At 38.7% G+C, this 19843-nt stretch carries 21 protein-coding genes and 1 pseudogene; 9 read left to right on the top strand and 13 right to left on the bottom strand.

Translation table 11 applies throughout. The features are described 5' to 3' along the window. Nucleotides 1-329: 329 nt before the first annotated feature. The 3 genes and pseudogenes from ppdK to Q1B07_RS15800 form a co-directional block, all read right to left on the bottom strand. Nucleotides 330-3002 (bottom strand): pyruvate, phosphate dikinase, encoded by a 2673-nt coding sequence (gene ppdK / locus Q1B07_RS15810; protein WP_299091801.1) that lies wholly within the window; start codon nt 3000-3002, stop codon nt 330-332. After that, entirely contained in the window at nt 2995-3819 is an 825-nt protein-coding gene (locus tag Q1B07_RS15805) for a pyruvate, water dikinase regulatory protein (protein WP_299091804.1), read from the bottom strand. The genes ppdK and Q1B07_RS15805 overlap by 8 nt, the downstream gene beginning before the upstream one ends. Nucleotides 3820-4153: 334 nt before the next feature. Then, nucleotides 4154-4246: pseudogene (locus Q1B07_RS15800) on the bottom strand (hypothetical protein); the annotation flags it as partial. Between the two features lie 215 nt (nt 4247-4461). Between Q1B07_RS15800 and Q1B07_RS27050 the strand changes: the two are divergent. The 3 genes from Q1B07_RS27050 (at nt 4462) to Q1B07_RS15790 (ending at nt 5539) form a co-directional block, all read left to right on the top strand. Further along, nucleotides 4462-4602: a sigma factor gene (locus tag Q1B07_RS27050; RefSeq protein ID WP_366945210.1), complete on the top strand. Its 141-nt coding sequence runs from the start codon at nt 4462-4464 to the stop codon at nt 4600-4602. Continuing rightward, on the top strand, nt 4541-4969 hold the full coding sequence (locus Q1B07_RS15795; RefSeq protein WP_299091903.1) for a hypothetical protein: 429 nt from the start codon (nt 4541-4543) through the stop codon (nt 4967-4969). Before Q1B07_RS27050 ends, Q1B07_RS15795 begins: the two co-directional genes overlap by 62 nt. 108 nt (nt 4970-5077) lie before the next feature. Next, nucleotides 5078-5539 (top strand): carboxymuconolactone decarboxylase family protein, encoded by a 462-nt coding sequence (locus tag Q1B07_RS15790; protein ID WP_299091806.1) that lies wholly within the window; start codon nt 5078-5080, stop codon nt 5537-5539. A 70-nt stretch (nt 5540-5609) separates the two neighbouring features. Here Q1B07_RS15790 and Q1B07_RS15785 read toward each other — a convergent pair whose 3' ends face one another. The 7 genes from Q1B07_RS15785 to Q1B07_RS15755 all read right to left on the bottom strand — a co-directional run bounded on the left by Q1B07_RS15785 (nt 5610) and on the right by Q1B07_RS15755 (nt 11823). Then, nucleotides 5610-7265: a glycerol-3-phosphate dehydrogenase/oxidase gene (locus Q1B07_RS15785; protein WP_299091807.1), complete on the bottom strand. Its 1656-nt coding sequence runs from the start codon at nt 7263-7265 to the stop codon at nt 5610-5612. A gap of 414 nt (nt 7266-7679) precedes the next feature. Continuing rightward, the gene (locus Q1B07_RS15780; protein ID WP_299091809.1) at nt 7680-8030 is read right to left on the bottom strand and encodes a YisL family protein; all 351 of its coding nucleotides are present in this window, start codon (nt 8028-8030) and stop codon (nt 7680-7682) included. Between the two features lie 121 nt (nt 8031-8151). Further along, nucleotides 8152-9057, bottom strand: coding sequence for a fumarylacetoacetate hydrolase family protein (locus tag Q1B07_RS15775; protein WP_299091811.1), 906 nt, complete (start codon nt 9055-9057; stop codon nt 8152-8154). After that, entirely contained in the window at nt 9029-9829 is an 801-nt protein-coding gene (locus tag Q1B07_RS15770) for a TatD family hydrolase (protein WP_299091813.1), read from the bottom strand. Before Q1B07_RS15770 ends, Q1B07_RS15775 begins: the two co-directional genes overlap by 29 nt. Before the next feature lie 365 nt (nt 9830-10194). Beyond that, nucleotides 10195-10986, bottom strand: coding sequence for a DUF817 domain-containing protein (locus Q1B07_RS15765; protein ID WP_299091899.1), 792 nt, complete (start codon nt 10984-10986; stop codon nt 10195-10197). Between the two features lie 119 nt (nt 10987-11105). Further along, the gene (locus Q1B07_RS15760) at nt 11106-11330 is read right to left on the bottom strand and encodes a helix-turn-helix transcriptional regulator (protein WP_299091814.1); all 225 of its coding nucleotides are present in this window, start codon (nt 11328-11330) and stop codon (nt 11106-11108) included. A gap of 10 nt (nt 11331-11340) precedes the next feature. Next, a complete protein-coding gene (locus Q1B07_RS15755; protein ID WP_299091816.1) occupies nt 11341-11823 on the bottom strand; it encodes a DUF2975 domain-containing protein in 483 nt (160 codons plus the stop codon). Between the two features lie 397 nt (nt 11824-12220). Between Q1B07_RS15755 and Q1B07_RS15750 the strand changes: the two genes are divergently transcribed. The 6 genes from Q1B07_RS15750 to Q1B07_RS15725 all read left to right on the top strand — a co-directional run bounded on the left by Q1B07_RS15750 (nt 12221) and on the right by Q1B07_RS15725 (nt 14370). Next, nucleotides 12221-12442: a spore germination protein gene (locus tag Q1B07_RS15750; RefSeq protein WP_299091818.1), complete on the top strand. Its 222-nt coding sequence runs from the start codon at nt 12221-12223 to the stop codon at nt 12440-12442. A 12-nt stretch (nt 12443-12454) separates the two neighbouring features. Then, nucleotides 12455-12691, top strand: a complete 237-nt coding sequence (locus Q1B07_RS15745) for a spore germination protein GerPB (protein WP_299091820.1) — start codon at nt 12455-12457, stop codon at nt 12689-12691. Nucleotides 12692-12790: 99 nt separating this feature from the next. Further along, nucleotides 12791-13390, top strand: a complete 600-nt coding sequence (gene gerPC / locus Q1B07_RS15740; protein WP_299091821.1) for a spore germination protein GerPC — start codon at nt 12791-12793, stop codon at nt 13388-13390. 20 nt (nt 13391-13410) lie between these two features. Then, nucleotides 13411-13587 (top strand): spore gernimation protein GerPD, encoded by a 177-nt coding sequence (locus Q1B07_RS15735; protein ID WP_299091824.1) that lies wholly within the window; start codon nt 13411-13413, stop codon nt 13585-13587. Continuing rightward, entirely contained in the window at nt 13584-13949 is a 366-nt protein-coding gene (locus Q1B07_RS15730) for a spore germination protein GerPE (protein WP_299091827.1), read from the top strand. The genes Q1B07_RS15735 and Q1B07_RS15730 overlap by 4 nt, the downstream gene beginning before the upstream one ends. A gap of 202 nt (nt 13950-14151) precedes the next feature. Beyond that, entirely contained in the window at nt 14152-14370 is a 219-nt protein-coding gene (locus Q1B07_RS15725; protein ID WP_299091829.1) for a spore germination protein, read from the top strand. A gap of 261 nt (nt 14371-14631) precedes the next feature. Here Q1B07_RS15725 and Q1B07_RS15720 read toward each other — a convergent pair whose 3' ends face one another. The 3 genes from Q1B07_RS15720 to Q1B07_RS15710 all read right to left on the bottom strand — a co-directional run bounded on the left by Q1B07_RS15720 (nt 14632) and on the right by Q1B07_RS15710 (nt 19751). Then, a complete protein-coding gene (locus Q1B07_RS15720) occupies nt 14632-14919 on the bottom strand; it encodes a hypothetical protein (RefSeq protein WP_299091830.1) in 288 nt (95 codons plus the stop codon). 252 nt (nt 14920-15171) lie between these two features. Next, nucleotides 15172-18573: an AAA family ATPase gene (locus tag Q1B07_RS15715; RefSeq protein ID WP_299091832.1), complete on the bottom strand. Its 3402-nt coding sequence runs from the start codon at nt 18571-18573 to the stop codon at nt 15172-15174. Then, entirely contained in the window at nt 18570-19751 is a 1182-nt protein-coding gene (locus Q1B07_RS15710) for an exonuclease SbcCD subunit D (protein WP_299091835.1), read from the bottom strand. The genes Q1B07_RS15715 and Q1B07_RS15710 overlap by 4 nt, the downstream gene beginning before the upstream one ends. Nucleotides 19752-19843: the final 92 nt, after the last annotated feature.

Raw genomic sequence — 19843 nt, 5'->3', positions numbered from 1 at the left:
ATTAATCTCACTATACCAAAGAATGAGGTGTTTTTTCATTTTTAATAGGTGTCAACTACCATAATTGATATAACCTACATTCAATACAACCAACGAGTAACACTCATTTTCTTTGTGCGAAAGTTGAGTTATCTATTAAAGATTGCAATTTTATATTCTGTTTTTTTACTTGATAAAAGACACGCTGCAAAAAGAACTTTTAGTACACCATTTAACTCGTTAGGGGAGATTTCTCCCTTTTTAACGGCTTTCAATTTTCCATCAGGAATTTAATACATATTTATACGCAAAAATGAAGAAACTGCCAATAGAGGCAGCCTTCTTCATTTTTATATTTGTAATTGAAGTTGGTCCTGTTTTTGTTTATGTTTAATAGTAGCTTGTGCTGCTGCAAGGCGTGCAAGAGGTACACGGTATGGTGAACAGCTTACGTAATCCAATCCTACATCATGGCAGAATTGGATTGAATTCTTTTCTCCTCCATGTTCTCCGCAAATACCTGTTTTTAACCCTGGCTTTCTGCCTCTGCCTAGCTTTACGCCAGTTTCAACAAGTTTTCCTACTCCTTCTTGATCAAGAGAAGCGAATGGATTTTCCGGGAGCACTTTGTTTTCAATATAAGCTTGAAGGAATTTTCCCTCTGCATCATCTCGGCTGTATCCAAAAGTAGTTTGCGTTAAATCATTTGTTCCAAACGAGAAAAAGTCCGCCTCTCCGGCAATTTGGTCAGCTGTTAAAGCCGCTCGCGGTACCTCAATCATTGTACCAATGAGATAATCAAATTTCAGTCCTGTTTCTTCCTCAACTAGCAAGCCCGCATTAATCACTAATTGTCGCATTTCTTTTAACTCATTTACATGCCCAACCAATGGAATCATAATTTCTGATTTTACGACCATTCCTTTTTCCATTACCTTCGCAATTGCATAAAAGATGGCTTTTGCTTGCATCACGTAAATCTCTGGAAAAATCATACCCAATCGGCAGCCGCGGTGACCTAACATTGGATTAAATTCATCTAATTGGCGTACTTTTCTTAACAGCTGCTCTTTATCCTGTAATTCCTTAGATTTTGAATTTGTTATCTGAAGTTTTGTCACCTCAACCAGAAGTTCTTCTTTATCTGGCAAAAACTCGTGAAGAGGAGGATCTAATAGACGAATCGTTACAGGATTCCCCTGCATCGCTTCAAAGATTCCTTCAAAATCTTCTTGCTGCATTGGCAATAACTTGGCTAGTGCTTTTTCTCGCTCCTGATGTGTTTCTGCAAGTATCATCTCTTGTACAATTGGAATTCGATGTGTCTCCATAAACATATGTTCTGTGCGGCATAGTCCGATTCCACCTGCTCCAAACTCAAGAGCTTTTTTGGCATCTTCAGGGTTGTCTGCATTTGCTCTAACGCCAAGTTTTCGTTCCTCATCTGCCCAAGAAAGCAACAATTGAAACTCAGATGAAAGCTGCGGTTCAATCATCGGAATTTCCCCTAACATAATTTCACCCGTTGAACCATCAATCGTAATGACATCACCTTGTTTTACGATCGTGTCTCCTACTTTAAACTGCTTTAATTTCAAGTCAATTTTTAATGATTCACAGCCGCATATACAAGCTTTTCCCATACCTCTTGCAACAACTGCTGCATGGCTTGTCATTCCTCCACGGCTAGTGACTGTTGCCCCAGCCGCAACAATTCCATGAATATCATCAGGTGTGGTTTCTGGGCGAATAAGAATCACCTTCTTTTTCTCATCCTTCGCTAATCTTTCTGCTTCATCCGCATCGAATACGACTTCTCCTGTTGCTGCCCCAGGAGAAGCTGGCAGACCTTTCGCTAAAGGCTTTCGTTCATATGAATCATCAATGCGGCGATGGAGGAGTTGATTGAGCTGTTCTGGATCTACACGCAGAATAGCCTCCTCCTTACTAATGATTTGTTCATTTACTAATTCAACTGCGATTCTAATGGCTGCTTGAGCTGTTCTTTTTCCAGTCCTTGTTTGCAGAATAAATAGCTCGCCACGCTCGACAGTAAACTCAATGTCCTGCATGTCTTGATAATGCTTTTCAAGAAGGTGACAGGTCCGAATTAACTGCTGATATACTTCTGGCATTTCTTGCTGGAGAGAAGCAATCGGTTGCGGGGTACGAATCCCGGCAACAACATCCTCTCCCTGAGCATTTATCAAATATTCACCGTAAAGCTTTGCTTCCCCTGTTGATGGGTTACGAGTAAAAGCCACTCCAGTACCAGAATTGTTGCCCATATTTCCAAATACCATGCTCTGTATGTTCACCGCTGTTCCAAGATGATCGGGAATATTCTGAAGACGACGGTAAACAATTGCACGTTGATTATTCCATGAATCAAAAACAGCGCGAATCGAAAGGAATAACTGCTCCTTTGGATCCTCAGGAAAAGTTCTTATCGAATGCTTACCTACAATCCTCTTGTATTCCTGGATCACTTCTTTCCAATCTTCTGCAGACATTTCTGGATCTGAGCTATATCCCTTTTCTTCCCTGATTTCGTCTAAAAATTGTTCAAAATAAAAACTATCTATTTTAAGGACAACATCGCTAAACATTTGAATAAATCTACGGTAAGAGTCATAAGCAAAACGCGGATTGTTTGTTAATTTTGCCAGCCCCTCAACAGTCTCATCATTCAGGCCAAGATTTAAAATGGTATCCATCATGCCTGGCATTGAATGCACTGCACCAGAGCGGACGGAAACAAGCAGAGGATTGGATGGATCTCCAAGTTTTTTTCCTGTTTTTTCTTCAAGGATATTAAGGGCTTCTAAAACCTGAAATTCAATCTCTTTTGAAATTGATTTTTCCGCATCATAATATGTATTACATGTCTCTGTTGTTATTGTAAAACCATAAGGAACCGGTAACCCAATCCGGGTCATTTCTGCTAGGTTAGCTCCCTTACCTCCTAAAAGTTGCTTTTGTTTGCTATTCCCCTCATCAAACATATAAACAAATTTAACCATGGAATACTGCCCCTCTCTTTTTTAACATTGATAGTATTAAATCAGCCGTCTCTTCTATTGCTTTATTTGAGACATTAATGACCGGACAACCTATACGTTTCATTATTTTTTCAGCATATTCTAATTCTTTAAGGATCCGATCAAAATTCGCATAATTCGCTTGAGTTGTTAACCCTAAATTTTTTAATCGCTCTATGCGAATCTCATTTAATTTATCTGGTGATATGATTAATCCAACACATTTCGTTTTAGGAATAGTAAAAAGTTCATCAGGAGGTGCAATTTCTGGTATTAAAGGTACATTTGCCACCTTAAATCGTTTATGGGCCAAATACATGGAAAGCGGTGTCTTAGATGTTCTAGAAACTCCAATTAATACAATATCTGCATGCTTAATCCCTCTTACATCTTGTCCATCATCATATTTTACTGCGAACTCAACCGCTTCAACTCTGCGGAAATAGTTATCATCTAATTTCCTCATTAGTCTTGGCTGCCGAATCGGTTCTTTATTAAATGTTTGAATAAATGCTTCCATAAGCGGGTTCATTAGGTCAATCGCCATAATTCCTGCCTCTTTTGCCTGCTGGTCAAGAAATTGCTTTAAAGACGGTATGACGATCGTATAGGCAATGATGGAATGATGATATTTCGCGGCCGTAATGACATTACTAATATCGTTTATATCCTCTACATAGGAAATATACTTAATTTCAACATCTTCCCTATTAAATTGTGATGCAACTGCTTTTACCATCAGCTCAGCTGTTTCGCCAACCGAATCAGATACGACATAAACAATTTCCTTCTTACTCACTTCTGACCTCCTATTCCTTTGCCTCTTTTTATTGTTTCAAAGAGTTATTATGTTATACTAATTACTCGAAATACGAAATAATGTGTCATACTATTTAATTAAATAGTATATTACCACTTATTATACTTCAATTCAATCCCTTTCTTTGAATCTAGTTCAAAAAGTTCAACATTATCTTGCGGGTATATCGATCTTTCAATATAGGTGAGATTTCCCCCGGATTAAGGCGTTTGCTTATTGACTATACATAATAGTTTCCCTCTATAAATCTTTTGTCTATCAACTATCCCTTGCCTTTATTGCCTATGTGATAATGAGAATCTTAACAACTATTTGGGTTGTCATGTGTTGTAATATGATCAACCGTATCTACAATACCTCCTTGGTCAATAGCCACATCTACGACTACAGAACCACGTCTTCTCTTATAATTTTATTTTTGGAATTTACTAGTCTTCTTATTCACAAACAGCTTCTTTTACTCCCATTTATAAGTTTTCATAATAGCTCTGCAACTCTTCTAGTCTCAGTTCTAATTATTTACTAGGTAACTTTTTTTGGCCAGATATTCTCTCCTTTTATATACTTAATTTAAGAATCATATAAGTTAAAAAATAATCATAGAAAATAGGTGAAGCAAAGATGGAGTTGGCTACATTATATAAGACATATCGACCATACCTCTTTTCCATTGCATACCGGATGCTTGGATCCATTACCGATGCAGAAGATATGGTTCATGACTTATTCCTTCAAATTAACCTTGATACCAACCAAATTTAGGCAGGTTGACCTTATAGCAGAGTCATTTATAAAAGCATCGGTTACCGGTAACTTTGAGGAATTTATTGATCTTCTGACAGAAGATGTTGTACTTATATCCGATGGTGGCGGAAAAGTGCCTGCTGCATTAAATCCAATTGTAAACAAACAGCGTGTATCTGCTTTTCTTAAAGGAATTACAGCTAAAGGAAGTTTCATAGGAGAAGTTCTTCCAGTGATCGTAAATGGTCAAAAAGGGATCTTGCAAGTAAAAGAGGGACATCCTGACAAAGTCATCTGCTTTGAATTAGATTCTCAACAAAAAACTATCCAGAGAATCTTTATTATCCGAAATCCTGATAAATTAAAGCATATCCCTATTCCTTAATTAGAATAAACCGAGAGCTCTAATGCGAGCTTTTTTTTAATGTCACAAATCAAACCTCTATTTAGTCTTAATAGTGAAACATAAATTAATTAAATGGAGGTTATCTACATGGAGCAACGTATTAACTACATGCAAACAAATCGAGAAGTCTTTAGATTAATGAGACAACTGGAGGACTACAAGAAAACAACAGGATTTGATAGTAAACTCATCGAATTAGTGAAAATTCGTGCGTCTCAAATCAATGGCTGTGCTTTCTGCTTGGATATGCACACAAAGGATGCCCGGGCAATTGGTGAAACAGAACAAAGAATATACTGTTTACCGGCTTGGCGGGAGTCACCCTTCTATTCTGAAGAGGAAAGGGCAGCGATAGAATTAACGGAAGCCGTTACAACCATTTCCGCAAACGGGGTACCAGATGATCTGTATCAACGGGTTCGCCAGCATTTTGATGAAAAACAATATATCGATCTCGTTACGATCATCATCACCATAAACGGTTGGAACCGTTTGGCTATCTCAGCGAATAGCATACCTGGACTTTACCAGCCTGTAGCAGAAAAATAATGTTAACAGCATGAGAATGGGGGTGTCTCAACCTTTTGAGACACCCCCATTTTACTCTCTCTTTTCTCATTTATTGATTGACCGGAGTAACTGCATCCGTTAGCTCTCGTTCTAATTGTCTTGTATATTCAGCCGTTTGCTCCTTCGTCCAACCAAGCTTTTCTTCCATAAACGCAATGACCTCATCCTTCCAGCTGCGAACCCAATCAATGTTAAAGAATAAGGCTCCTGTACGGCGAATAAAGAAATCCACTGGCTTTGTTGCCATTTCTTGTTCAATCGCGTACATTAACTGTGCATAAACGATGCGTGATAGCTTCGTTTCTACTGTGTCATACTGTTTTCCGTAACGGAAAAGCTCATCAACATTCGATCCATACATAGCAGCTAAGTGATGTCCCTCTTCTTTTGTAAATCCGGATTGAAGAGCTTCTATTGCTTTTTTTGCAATAAATGGCCCTAACCCTTTAGAACCGCCAACATTTCCTCCTGAAATCGGGTATGTTTTTGTTTGGCTTTCTTTGAATCCTTTTCCCTGTTCTTGAAGACGTTTGGCAATAAGATCAACTACAGCCTCCGCCATTTTCCGGTAGCCAGTAAGCTTCCCGCCCGCGATGGTGATCAGCCCGCTTTCAGCCTCCCAGATTTCATCCTTACGGGAGATTTCAGAAGGATCCTTTCCTTCCTCATAAATTAATGGTCGAACACCAGCCCAGCTTGATTCAACATCCTTTTCTGTTACCTTGACATCTGGGAACATAAAATGAATCGCTTTTAAAATATAATCACGGTCCTCAGCAAGCATCTTCGGATTTGCCGTATCCTTGTCGTAAAACGTATCTGTTGTACCTACATATGTTTTACCATCACGCGGAATCGCAAAGACCATCCGTCCATCTGGTGTATCAAAATAAACGGCTTGACGAAGCGGGAATTTTGACTGATCAATGACTAGATGAACACCTTTTGTCAAGCGAAGCTGTTTATTATTTCTTGCATAATCATGTTTCCGAATCTCATCAACCCAAGGGCCGCCCGCATTTACTACCTTTGCTGCTTTTATTTCATAAAGCTTGTTCGACATCATATCTTTTACAACAACACCTGTTATTTGTTTATTTTCATATAGAAATTCTTCCGCTTTTGCATAATTGATAACATGTGCGCCATTTTCAACAGCCGCTTTCATCGTTTCGATGGTTAAGCGTGCATCATCTGTCCGGTATTCAACATAATATCCGCCGCCTTTTAATCCTGCTTTTTTCACAAGCGGCTCTTTACGCAATGTATCAGTTGCTGAAAGCATAGAACGGCGTTCAGATTTTTTAACACCTGCTAAAAAGTCGTAGACACGAAGACCAATTGACGTACTAAATCTTCCAAAAGTCCCTCCTTTATGAATCGGTAATAACATCCATTCAGGTGTTGTTACATGCGGACCGTTTTCATAAACAATAGCCCTCTCTTTCCCAACCTCAGCAACCATACCGACTTGAAATTGTTTTAAATAACGGAGACCTCCGTGAACAAGCTTTGTTGATCGGCTCGAAGTACCCGCTGCAAAATCCTGCATTTCCACTACCGCTACCTTCATCCCTCTAAGTGAAGCATCTAATGCAATGCCGGCACCTGTAATACCGCCGCCAATAACTAACAAGTCATATTGATCCTTAATCATTTCTGTTAATTGATCTACTCTGTTTAAAGCCGAGAATTTTATCGACATTTCGTTTTTTTCCTCCTATAATTAATGACCTTATTGTTAAAAATATCCAATTATTACTAAAAAAGAGAGACCACGACTTTATTATAGCCCTTTTAAGCTATAACACAGTCTTGGTCTCTCTGAATCTCAAACCAATTTATTAACTTATTTTTATTATAACATATTTCGTTTAATATTGAAGTAGAAAGTTATAAAAAAAGCGCAAGGCGCCTGCCTATCGGCGACAAGCATAAGTCAAACAGGAATAGAAGGTGTACTTTACCTTCAATTCCTGTTTGACTTATGACCTCGAGCCGATGGCGCCTGGAGCTAGATTCAGAAACGCAAGCTATGTTAAGAAAATATATAAATTCTGATATTATAAAAAAGAAGGTGTTTCAAGCATAAGTTTTGAAACACCTCCTTAATCACTTATTAGCCTAATGGGGAAAAGCCTAATGGCAAACGCAAACCTAATAAAATTGTTAGAATAAGTGAAATAATGAAGATAATCCAAAATACCTTATTTGGCTGGCCTTTTTTCGCTTTAACTAATACCATTTCCATCATTCCGATCGTTACGATACCTAAGATGATCTTACCGATATACTCTCCATTAAATTGGTAAATACCTGAAGCAATGATCACTCCTGTCACAATGATCAAAATATAAAACAGTCTTAAAACCATGTGAACTACTTTTTCTTTTCCTGATTTTAATAGTGAGTTTGCTACGAAGAAAAGGATAATGGCGATTACCCATGTCGTAATATGTGCATGTGTCATATTTTTTCCTCCTTAATAGGTTCAAACAACCCTATTTTAGCATGATTCACTAAAAATATTAATGAAACTGGTTCAAAGAATTGTCTGCTTGTGTCTATTTTATGAAATCCTGCCTTCATCATTATGAATTCATTATTCGATTTCTTAATACCCCGATCTTTTCAATCTCAATCTCTACTAGATCGCCAGGCTGTAAAAACTTAGGAGGGTTAAATCCCTTCCCTACCCCGGCAGGTGTTCCTGTTGCAATAATATCACCTGGTTCAAGCGTTGTTCCTTGTGAGATCGTTGAAATGATATGCTCAATTGTAAAAATCATATTCTTTGTATGGCCGTTCTGTCTTACTTCATCATTAACTTTTGTAGTAATTGTTAAATCATAAGGGTTTTCAATTGCAGATTTATGAACGATATAAGGACCGATCGGACAAGAGGTATCCAGGCTTTTGCCAAGCAAAAATTGTTTATGCTGCGCTTGCACATTTCTTGCCGTAATATCATTTACGATGGTAAAACCAAACACATAATCCATTGCTTCTGCTTCATTTATTTGCTTGCCTTTTTTCCCAATAATGACCGCAAGTTCTCCCTCATAATCAAGCTCTTTCGTTAGATGTAAATGCGGATCTATTTCATCTTCATGGCCAATGACAGAAGTTGGTACTTTTGAAAACAGCATAACATGTTTTGGTACATCTGCCTCACTTCCCATTTCGATTGCATGTTCTCGGTAGTTTTTCCCTACACAAAAAACATTTTTAGCTGGTCTTGGAATAGGGGAAAGCAGTTTTACATCTTCAATTGGGTAAAGATAGCTTTCAGATCCATCTTTACCTACGATTTTATCAACAATTTGTTTTACATTTTGGACAAACTTGTCACCTAATGCCACACAATCAACCATGGATTTTGGGAAAGATGTTAATTCAAAAATATCCTTTTCCGCTTTTTTTAAATCAATGATTTTATCACCGTATACTACTCCAATAAACTGCTCATTATGTATTGACGCTGTTACGAATTTCATATGTCCCCTCCGTATAGAATCGTTTTGTGTTTGTTGTTACTTTTTCTCTTAAGCTGTGAATCGGGATAGTAAGAATATTCGATAAGCACTCACTGATTTCCTTTAATAATAATGGGGATGTTTCTCTCTCTTTAAAAGGACCATGATACTTCCAAGGTCCATCTGTTTCGATTAAAAGCTGATCCATCGGGATTTGTCTAGCTAATTTCTGATCTCGTTCCCGGTAACAAACCTCTGGTGTAACAGAAACATAATATCCGCTTGAGACAATATCACTTACTACATCCTCCCTGGCCTTTAACCAATGAAAATGTGCGTGTGGAATTTGCTGCCTCTTTAAGCAGGTTAATGCATTTTTCGCTTCTTCATGCACAGCATGTAAAACAACTGGCAATTTTATCTCCTTCGCCATCTGTAAAAACTCTTCTAATACAAATATGTATTCTTCCTCTTTGTATCGTTCATAAAGCTCCTTTTTTCGATAAGTCGGCAGCCCAATTTCCCCTATTGCAGATAAATGCTTCCGTTCCTGTTTTATCAGATCTAGGAGTTCAGCTAATTCCATGCTTGCTGGAGGGGGAGCTTCCGGATGATGTCCGATTGCTGCATAGACAAATTCAGGAAAGCGTTGCTTAAGCTTCAATATCTCATAACTTGATTGCAGGTTTGACGCAACTGCTACAACAGCTTCGATTCCATTTTCCTGCCATCTTAAAATGGCCTCATCTAAATTAGAGTGATATTGATCAAGATGTATATGTGCATCAATCATCAACGAACTCCTCCCAAGGATTATTGTTTAAAAACCTATTTTTATGGTACGGAAATAACTTATTTAGCAAAGAAGATGTGTAACAGTTGGAGATATTTTGCACTTTCATTTTACACGAATAGAAATAAGGATCATACATATTATTCTTGCTAATATGTATGATCCTTTTTTCTATTCTACAATTGATCCTAATTCCTATAGTTTAAGTTAGTATTTTCACAAGTACCTTATAAATACATATCGGCAATTTTTATCTGTAGAAGTAAAAGCATTTATTAACATCGTTTTTTCCAATTGAATTATTTTGCTAGAAGAGCTTCAACCTAAAAAGTCGAATTCCATTATTAAAAGAAGGTTCATGACCGTTATAAAACTTGACTAGTATCTATCCTGGTGGAATTTTTCCCCTTAACCTGCTTTAACGTCGCTACGATAAGAAAGCTAACAATTACTAGTAAGAGCCATGAGCTCACCTTCCCAAGATGAACAAGACTCCATGCCTCTGTTTGGTTTGGGTATTCCCAAGCTCCAAAGTACGTTGCGATATTTTCTGCTATCCATATAAAAAATCCTATGAGCACAAAAGAAAGTGCGAGTGGCATACGGTAACGAGTTCCATTAACCTCGTATATGACCCATGATTTCCAAAAAACAATGATGACAAGACCGGATAACCAAAAGCGGACGTCAAACCAATAATGGTGTGTGAAAAAATTCAAATAAATCGCAGCTGCAAGAGGTACAACGACCAAAAACGGCGGCCACTTAACGAGTTCAACTTTAAGCCTCCTCCACGCCTGGCAAAGATAACTCGCTACACTTGCATACATGAATCCGCTGTACAAAGGTACACCAAAAATTTTAAAATATCCTTCCTCTGGATATGACCAGGAGCCCATATGTACCTTGAAAAGTTCAAGAGCAAGACCAATAAGGTGGAACAATGTGATAACCTTTAGTTCATCCCGTGTTTCAAGCCCGGAACGCACCGTCCACCACTGCATCAGAAGGCAGATGAGGAGCAACCAGTCATACCGTGGCAGAAAGGGAAGCGGGATGATTTGTGTAAAAGCCAAAGAAGCGAAAATAACGACAGGAAACAAACATGATAGGGCCTGTTCCCACCCAAAACGAACGAGTTGCTTTAGTGCTCCCATAATGTGTAACTTTAAAGTTTTTTTCTGAGCACCTTGGATGGTTAAATTCATGAATAACTCCCCTTTTGAATTCGATTTATTAAAAAATTTTCCTTTCCCTGTTGGTTATTACCACTTTATTATTCCTGGGTGTCTTCTTCATCACTTCGGTATTCCAAAATATCTCCGGGTTGACAGTCTAAAGCCTTACAAATTGCTTCTAAAGTTGACAGTCGAATCGCCTTTGCCTTTCCATTTTTCAATATAGAAAGATTAGCCATCGTTATTCCAACTCTCTCCGAAAGCTCTGTAACGCTCATTTTCCTTTTAGCCAGCATCACATCAATATTAATAATAATTGCCATGTTCATCACCTCAGACCGTTAAGTCATTTTCTGATTTTATATCAATCGCTTCTTGTAAAAGTCTCTGGAGAACTGCAGCGAAGACTGCGATCACCATTGAAGCAAAAGGAACAACCAAACCAACAAAAATGACACCCGGGGCATCGTCTATTTCCGCAAAGAGATAAAAGAGCGGCAAGACTAGAACATGCAAACAACTGATTGTCATTGCACAGTATTTGATTTTCTTTAAAGCAGTTACAGAAATTTGCGAAAAAGCTTCATTTTTATCAATATAGCGTAAAAGTTTGAAAGCCTGATACAAAGCAAAGTAAAAAGGGATCGCCGATGCATAAAAAACGATAAAAACGGGATATTTTATAAAAGCAAACTCTGGAAGCAATTTTGCCGCAACATTTCCTAACTCAGGTACCAAAAAGATACACATAACAAGAACTGGTAATCCCAAAAGAATAACAGCTATCTTTAAAAAGAGCGTTGATACTAATTTCATAAAAAGCACCTCACTTATTTATTGTCAATTTGAATTTAGCATATCATTTATCGTTTTTCAATAAATTTTTATTAATTTTTATGATGTTTTTATTGCTTTACACTAATAAAAAAGCATTTCCCATTCACCATTCAAGTAATAAGAAATGCTTTAAAAAACTTAATATTATTCAATTTTTTAATAGTTCATACAGATGATTAAATTGGATTATTCACTCCAAGGTAATATTCGTGAATTTTAATTGAAGAATAACCCTATAATATAAATCCCATACACCGTTTTTTTCCGCATTTGTCACACCATTTCCCTTCCCCATCATAAGGTATAATATGGCGCCTAAAAAATACATGAAGCATTTTTGTGCCATTATTTAAATAAATAAAAAAGGATGTTCGATATGCCAGCTATTGTAGGAGCCTTTAAGGTAAATAGTGTCGGAACGAGCGGTATTGTTCATATTGGCGATGTGATTACCATTTCCCCATATAGTGAGGTAAAAACCTTTGCTGGTGCTGGCTCCTTTAATACCGGGGATGGTCTTAACATTTATAATCAAAACTCTGTTACGAATACGTATGACAATGATGTAATCGATCAACCGAGTGCAGGAAATCTATAGGGAGTGTTGACGTTGAATTTTTATATCAATCAAACCATTTGTATTAATTATTTGCGGGTGGATGCTGTGAATAATTCCTCCGTTTTGCAAATTGGCAGCGCCGGAATCATCAAACCACTTTCAAACCTCTATAATACAGGCGGTTTTACTTCACCAGCACCGCTTATTGAAACAGAAACACCTACTGGAGTTGTATCAGAAACCTCTGCAGAAACATCACTAGTTCCATTAACATCACCAGCATCATAGTAAAAGATTGTGATAAATGGGCATTCACCCATCTTTGCCTTATTGCATATATAGTAATTATCCTTAATTTGTGCGATGAAGAAAAGGTGGGTGATGATCTTGCATAATAACGACCTATTCAAATACATCTGGCAGCTTCACCAATATATTCAGCATCAGGATCAAAGAATTCTCCAATTAAATCATATGATTCGTGACCTTAAAAAGGATGTTGAAAAAATAAAGAGTCAGCCTGTTACCAACGTTGAAAAAATTGAGTATAAGTTTGATCAATTAAAGGTTGAACAGCTTGATGGCACATTAAATATTGGATTAAAACCATCGACTCCAGATCAAATCGATAATTTTGATGTTCAACAAAAAGGAATGAACATAAACGGAGTACAACAACAACTGCGCGAACAGCTTTTCCGACAATGCAATGAGGAAATAAATCAATTTTTAAATACAGATTGTGTCGGCTTTATTGAACAAGCGGGGCAGCAATTTGACCTGCGTCTAGATGAACCGCACCGCAGGCATATCATTGAGGACATCCGAAAACAGATCGAAAGCCGAATCAACTATTATATAAATGGCCAGCCATTAACAGAGCAGGATTCTCTTTTAGATAAAAAACAAGAAATCCTTTTGCAGGTCAAAAAGGATGTTGAGAACTCAATTATGCACTTTTTACAGCATTTACCTAAAGATTCTTAAATAAAAGGTGTGGGACACAAATGAATTTTACTGTGGTAAATCACGATTTACAGGTAGGTTCCATTCGTATAATCGGTGTATCAAGTTCATCTGTTTTTTTAATTGGGGATACAAATACCATTTCCCTTTCTTCCGTATTTGACACACCGCCTGAATCACTTATCATTGGCCCGTTTGTGCCGCTGGCTCCAGAATGATTAGTCGATTCTCAAATGTAAATAGAGCCTATGTTAATACAGTTGGAATTAGCTCGGTTTTTAATATCGGCGATTCCATGCAAATTACACCATTGATAAAAGTATTGGCTATTCAACGGGAACAAGAGATTTATTATGATGAAGAAGGAAAGTTTTCGCAGTTTCCCATTTTTGAAGAAGAGATTCCTCAGCCTGTTTTTTATGAACAGTTGACAACAAATTTTTTTAATAAAAATCCTAAAATAAACGTAGATTCTATATCGGTAACTTCCATTTCAAGTTCAGCTATTTTGCAGATTGGGTCAACGAAAGATATTGTATGTGAGTCACGTACGAAGCATATCCGGCAATCGAAAAACTAGACGATTCTCATCTCCGCTAATGAACACTCCGCAAACCGATGCATAGACTAAAGTGAGACTTCCATCAGAGGGGGATTTCTCGAAGTACAGGAGCTACGAGTGCCGGTTTCTTTATAGGACGCGGCGAAGTTAATCGGCCATCCTTGCTGATGGTTAGTGAAACGTATCAATTACCATCTAAAACAAAAAGGATGTTTTTCATATGCCAGCGATTGTAGGACCCATTAAGATTAATAGTGTAGATGGCGGAGTCATAAATTTTGGGGATTCCTTCTACCTCTCTCCTAAAAGCCAATCAAAATCAGCGTCTGGCTCTGGTGGAGGAAGCACAGGAGATTTCCATATCATCAATAACGGAATTAGTATAACAAATATGGTAGACCCTGATGTAACAGATCAGAATATGATTGCAAATAATTAAGGAAAAAGGGGATTGGACGATTCTGTGTCCGCTCCCCTTTTTTAAAGTTTAAAGTATAACTTTTTGTACTTCGTTTTTGTGTCTAGCTCCAGCACCTCGCCCCGAAGCACAGGACGTGCAAGTGCAGTCAGTGCGACAGGACGTCGCGTTTTTGACTGCCTCTAGGCTAGGGTCTAGCCAATTTGAAATTGAAGGCAAAGAACGCCTTCTATTCCAAATCGTCTTATTTACCCGAGGCTGTTCAAGGCCCTTGCGCTTTTTTTATTCACTTTGCTTTAAATGATAATAGTCGCAATTAGCACACCGAATCGAACCCGTTACATAAATAATGACATATGGTCTTTCTTTATTACATTGAGGACAAAATCTCAAATTGGTATGTACGATTTTTTCAGTCGTATCATTCATATAAAAACCACCCTTACGTTTAGAAATCATATAAACAAATAAACTAAAAAATGAACTCTCAAAACATATCATCTCGTAATAACGCAATAACAGATTATCCTTTGTATCAGCCCCGCCTACGCCAAATACTATGACGGCCACTCGCGCCATCCAACCCAGTATTATTATATATGAAAACGTTTACATTTGTAAATATTAATCTACCAAAAGATTTGAATCATTTTTTATTATTTAACTTTAAGAAAGCTTTACTAGCAGCTATTGAGCAACCTTTCTAAACTTACTATTTACCAAAAATCATGAAGCATAAATTGGGGCAGCTGAGCCGGTAACATCCATAACGAAAAACCTCTTGGATCTCAAGAGGTTTTCGTTATGCATGATGGAGATAAACTACAATGACTCAATATAAACAGAAGATCCTTTTCCGGAAGGCTCTGCCGGTTCAACAATTAGCTTTCTTGGCAATCTTGCCCTAAGCTCTGAAACATGGCTGATAACGCCTACCGATAAATTTTGGGACTGGAGCTTTTCTAGAGCTGTTACGACTGTATCGAGCAGCTCTCCATCCAATGTCCCGAATCCTTCATCAAGGAAGAAAAATTGAAGCGGGTATTCTCCTCTTAGCTGAATTTGTGATGATAAGGATAATGCTAAGGCAAGTGAAGTTAAAAAGGTTTCTCCACCTGATAGCGTCGATACAGGCCTTCTTACCCCTCCGTTCGCATCATCCCTCATGATAAATCCTCCTTGTGAGTCAACCTCGATGGCATATCTGCCGCGGGTTAACAGACGAAGCCGTTCAGAGGCATCACGACTGACTTGTTCAAGCTGTTCCTCTGCAACATATTCAACAAAACTATTGCCCTTGAAGACAGATTGGAGTTTTTCCAGCTTTTGCAGGAGATCATCCAATTCTTTTTGCTCGTTTTCAATCTCCATGAAGCGATCATGCTTATCTAACAGCACTTGAAGGGCTTTCGTCTCCGCTCCTTTGCTGGCAACAGCTTCATCAACCTGTTCCTTCACCTCAGCTTTTATTTGCTGAATTTGTTCCCATTCTTCTAATGACAGCTGTTTTCCGGCAAGCTTCTCCTCAATCCGCTGCAGGTCTGTATGAAGCTGCTTAACCTTATCAGAATAACGCTCAATTTTTTCCTTCATTTGCTGTCTTTTCTCTATTTTTAGAAGAGATGCGAGTGTTTCCTCAATCGTCTTAAAGCTTGTACCTTCACAGACAGCCTCCCATTTTTTTTCAGCACCTGCCAGCTTGTTTATCGTTTGCTCAAGCGATTTTTCATTTGCCGCCAGCTTACTTTGCAGTTGGTTAAACAAATTTAAATGGTGCTGTGATGATTGATACAATTCATTCTCCTTTGCAATTAATTGCTTAATTTGTTCATCTGTCTCCTTTAATTGAAGGGTTATGCTTTCCTCTGTCCCTGCTTCGTTAAGCTTTTCCTGCTTTTCAGAAATTAACTGGTCACGATGCTTTAGTTGTGAATGTAATTCAATTTCCTGTTCCGTTAACTGCTGATTCAGTCTTAGCTGTTGTTTAACGATTTCTTCCTGTTCTTGAATGAATGCAACACTTTTTTCGATTCGAGTATTTAATTGCTCATAGGCTTCATCTTTTCCAGTGATTTCTTGTTGAAGCTGCTCCACCTGGTCAAACGGAATGGCTGTGAAATGATTTGTATAGGCAGCTTGCTCATGATCAAAATTTCGCTTATACTCATTCAGTTTTTCTTTCCACTCATTTGCATCTTGTTCAGCAGAATAGATAAAATCGTTGTGTCTTACCTCCTCCTGCTGCAGCTCACGAATCTTTTTCATCACGTGGTCAATTGCCGCTTTTACTTGAAGATAATCCTGATTGATTGCTTTATATTCATCATGAAAAAGCTTATAGCTCGACTCAAGGGAAAGCTCTTTTTCATTTATGATGAGTGGATTTACCTGTATATTGTTTAGTTGTTTCAGATCATAAAGAAAAGAAAAATCTGATGTTACTTGTTGTGAGATACCTTCAAGCTTAATTTTGATTGAATGGCTTTCTTGGCTTAAGCTTTGAAGCTGCTCAAGCTGACTTTTTATCCATTCCGATTGTTTTTCTCCTTCTCGTGTCTCCTCTTCTTCGTCATGAACAGGATTTGGGTGATGGGATGAACCGCAAACAGGACATGGCTCCCCGTCATAGAGCTGCTTAACTAGCTCAAGAGCAAGCTTATGGCTCTTTTTCTCCTCTTCTTTAGCAAGGATAAGATCCAACTGATTTTTTATGAAATCAATGTATCTTTCATGCTCCCTTCCCCGTTCAGATACGAGATAATAAAGCTGATTTAAAGAGATAAATTGCTCTTTCAGCTGTTTTTTATGTGTTGACAGCCTCTCTTTAACTTGTAAGATCTTTTGTTTTTCTACATTAATTGCGGCTGTTTTTTTGTCAACAAGCTCTTGTGTCTCAGCTACCATTTGTTGGCATTGCATAATCTTCCGCTTCACGTCCAATGCACCGCGGATTTCCTCGCGTGCTTTTGAAGTAACAGTGTTTGACTTTTGTTGTTCGATTAGTTCTTTTTGCTTTGCGACAGCTTTTTCAACCAACTGCTCCGCCTTTGTAAGGAGAGCTCGGCTTTTTTCGCGTTGCCCCTCAAGCTCTAGCTTTTTATTTGCTAATTCTGATCGCAGCTTTTGATCTTGTATGAGTTCATTTTCGACCTTTTGCAATTGAAGAAGCTTTTCACGTTTAGCCACTAATACCGGTTCTTGTTCTGCCTTGTTCTTGCGAATTTCGTCATAAGAACGGCTTATTTCCTCATACTGCTTCTTCACCTTGTGATATTCATTTTTCGTTGCTGCAAGATGAATCTCTGCTTCCTGTTTTTCTTGCTTAAGTGCTTGAACGCTCTCGGCATAAGGCCGCAAAGCCTCTGCCTCCTCAGCCCTTTTCAGCTGCTCCTGCAAATCTTTTATGACAGCCTCTTCAGCTTCTATTTTTACTTTTTCCTTTTCGATACCGGCCTTTTCTTGCTGCAGCAGCCATATTATTTGCTTTTCTTCAAAGTCTTTTGTGACACTCTCTAGCTCTTTATTTCTTTTTTCCAGCAGGATTTCTGCTTCCTTAAGACGGTTTTCAGCCTCTTTTATGGCTTCTATTGACGCGTCTCCTAAGCCTGTTTTCTCTGCTTCGAGCTCATTGCGCTTAATTTTGGTTGAGGATAAGCGGTACTTTAATTTTTTCAATAACTGATCACCATATTGTTCAAGGTGAAATAAGCGCTGAAGCATTTGTCTTCTTTCTGCCCCCTTTAAGGACAGAAATTCTGCAAACTTGCCTTGTGGAAGCACGACTGCGCGAGTGAAATCGTCAATCGTTAAACCAAGTAATCCATAGACCTTTTCATTTACATCCACCGCTTTATCGGCAAGAACGATTGTCTCATCACCGACTTCGATCAAGCGGCAAATCGAGGTTTTTACCCTGATCTCATCCGTACGTTTAAACACACGCTCAACAGTATATTGTTTTTTTCCAGAAGCATTCTCCAGCTCAAAGGTAAAGGACACTGTAAGCTGATCTTCAGCATGATTTAAAATCCCATGGGTATTATTCATGGCACGTTCGACTTTTCCATAAAGAGCAAGTGTCATCGCATCCAAGATCGAGGACTTTCCGCTTCCAGTCGGCCCGAAGATTCCAAAGATTCCGCTATCACATAATGACCTAAAATCAACAGTCTGTTTTTCTCTGAAGCTATGCAAACCAGCAACTGCTAACTGTATCGGCTTCATTCCTCATCACCACCCTCAAGCTCATCATCCTGCTGTACAAGCTCTAAGAAAAGCTTCACCAGCTCATCCTCCGGCTTTGCCCCGCCGGTTTGTTTTTCATAAAACTGTGTAAATAATTGATCGATTGGCAAATTAGCTTGGCGTGCTGCAGCCACCTCACGCTCCTGTTGAAATACCGGGCGAATATGAATAAATCCTGGATGCCATTTACGCAGATTATGGATTTCTTCAATTGACAATGTACTTGTCAAATGGATTTCTAAATCAATCCATGCAGATGCATCGCGGCCTTCATCTAACCAGCTGTGCACCTGGCTGATCCCTTCAGTTGCTTTCCATCTCACAAGCGGCTTTCCAGAGGAAAGAGGGATTTCCTTCATCACAACAGGCTGATTTGGCTCAGCGTCTACAATGGTTACAGATTTTGCATAACCGATTTCTGAGAAGCTGTAGGCAAGCGGTGACCCGGAATACCTTGTTAATGTGCTGGCCCGCTTGATGTTTTGCGGGCGGTGCAAGTGACCAAGCGCCACATATTGAGCTGCTTCAGGCATACTGGTTGCTGCTACTGTATACGCACCGCCAACCTCAATCGGACGTTCAGAATCAGATGAGCTTCCCCCTGCAACATGAATATGGCTCATAGCCAGATTTACCGTATTGTCTCGGAATTGCTTGCTCATCCATGCAAAGAAATCTCGAATTCTTTCATCATATTTATTTCTTAAGAGAATTTCATCATGAGCTTCTGACAGCACTTGCTCAAGTCTTGCTTCTGATGGATAGGCCAAAGCGGCAACCATCATCTGCTGCTGTGCTTTTGGAACATCTACTAAAAGAACCTCATGCTTAGGATAACCTATTAAATGAATTGAATGGTTCCCAGCTAAAGGAGATGCTGCAGAAAGACGGTCAGGATTATCATGGTTTCCGGCAATGACAATAATCGGCCGTTTCCCATCATCCGACAGCCGGGAAAGTCCATCATAAAACAGCTGCTCTGCTGCTGCCGGCGGATTCACTGTATCAAAGGCATCACCAGCCATTAAGATCGCATCGACTTTCTCTTCCTTGACAATTCGAACAAGCTCGTCAATAAATTGCGCTTGCTCTGCCAAACGGCTTCGACCTTCGAGCGCTCTCCCCAGATGCCAGTCTGCCGTATGCAATATTCGCATTCGTTCTACACCCTTTCAAATGAACATGAGCTAAGCGCTGCCTGAAGCCCTAAAGGCTGATAAGGCGGCGCTAGTCTTCAATATCTCTTTCT

Origin of the sequence: uncultured Metabacillus sp. (assembly GCF_947503125.1) — a bacterium.
Lineage (GTDB): Bacteria > Bacillota > Bacilli > Bacillales > Bacillaceae > Metabacillus.
This window is presented reverse-complemented; position numbering and strand designations above follow the sequence as displayed.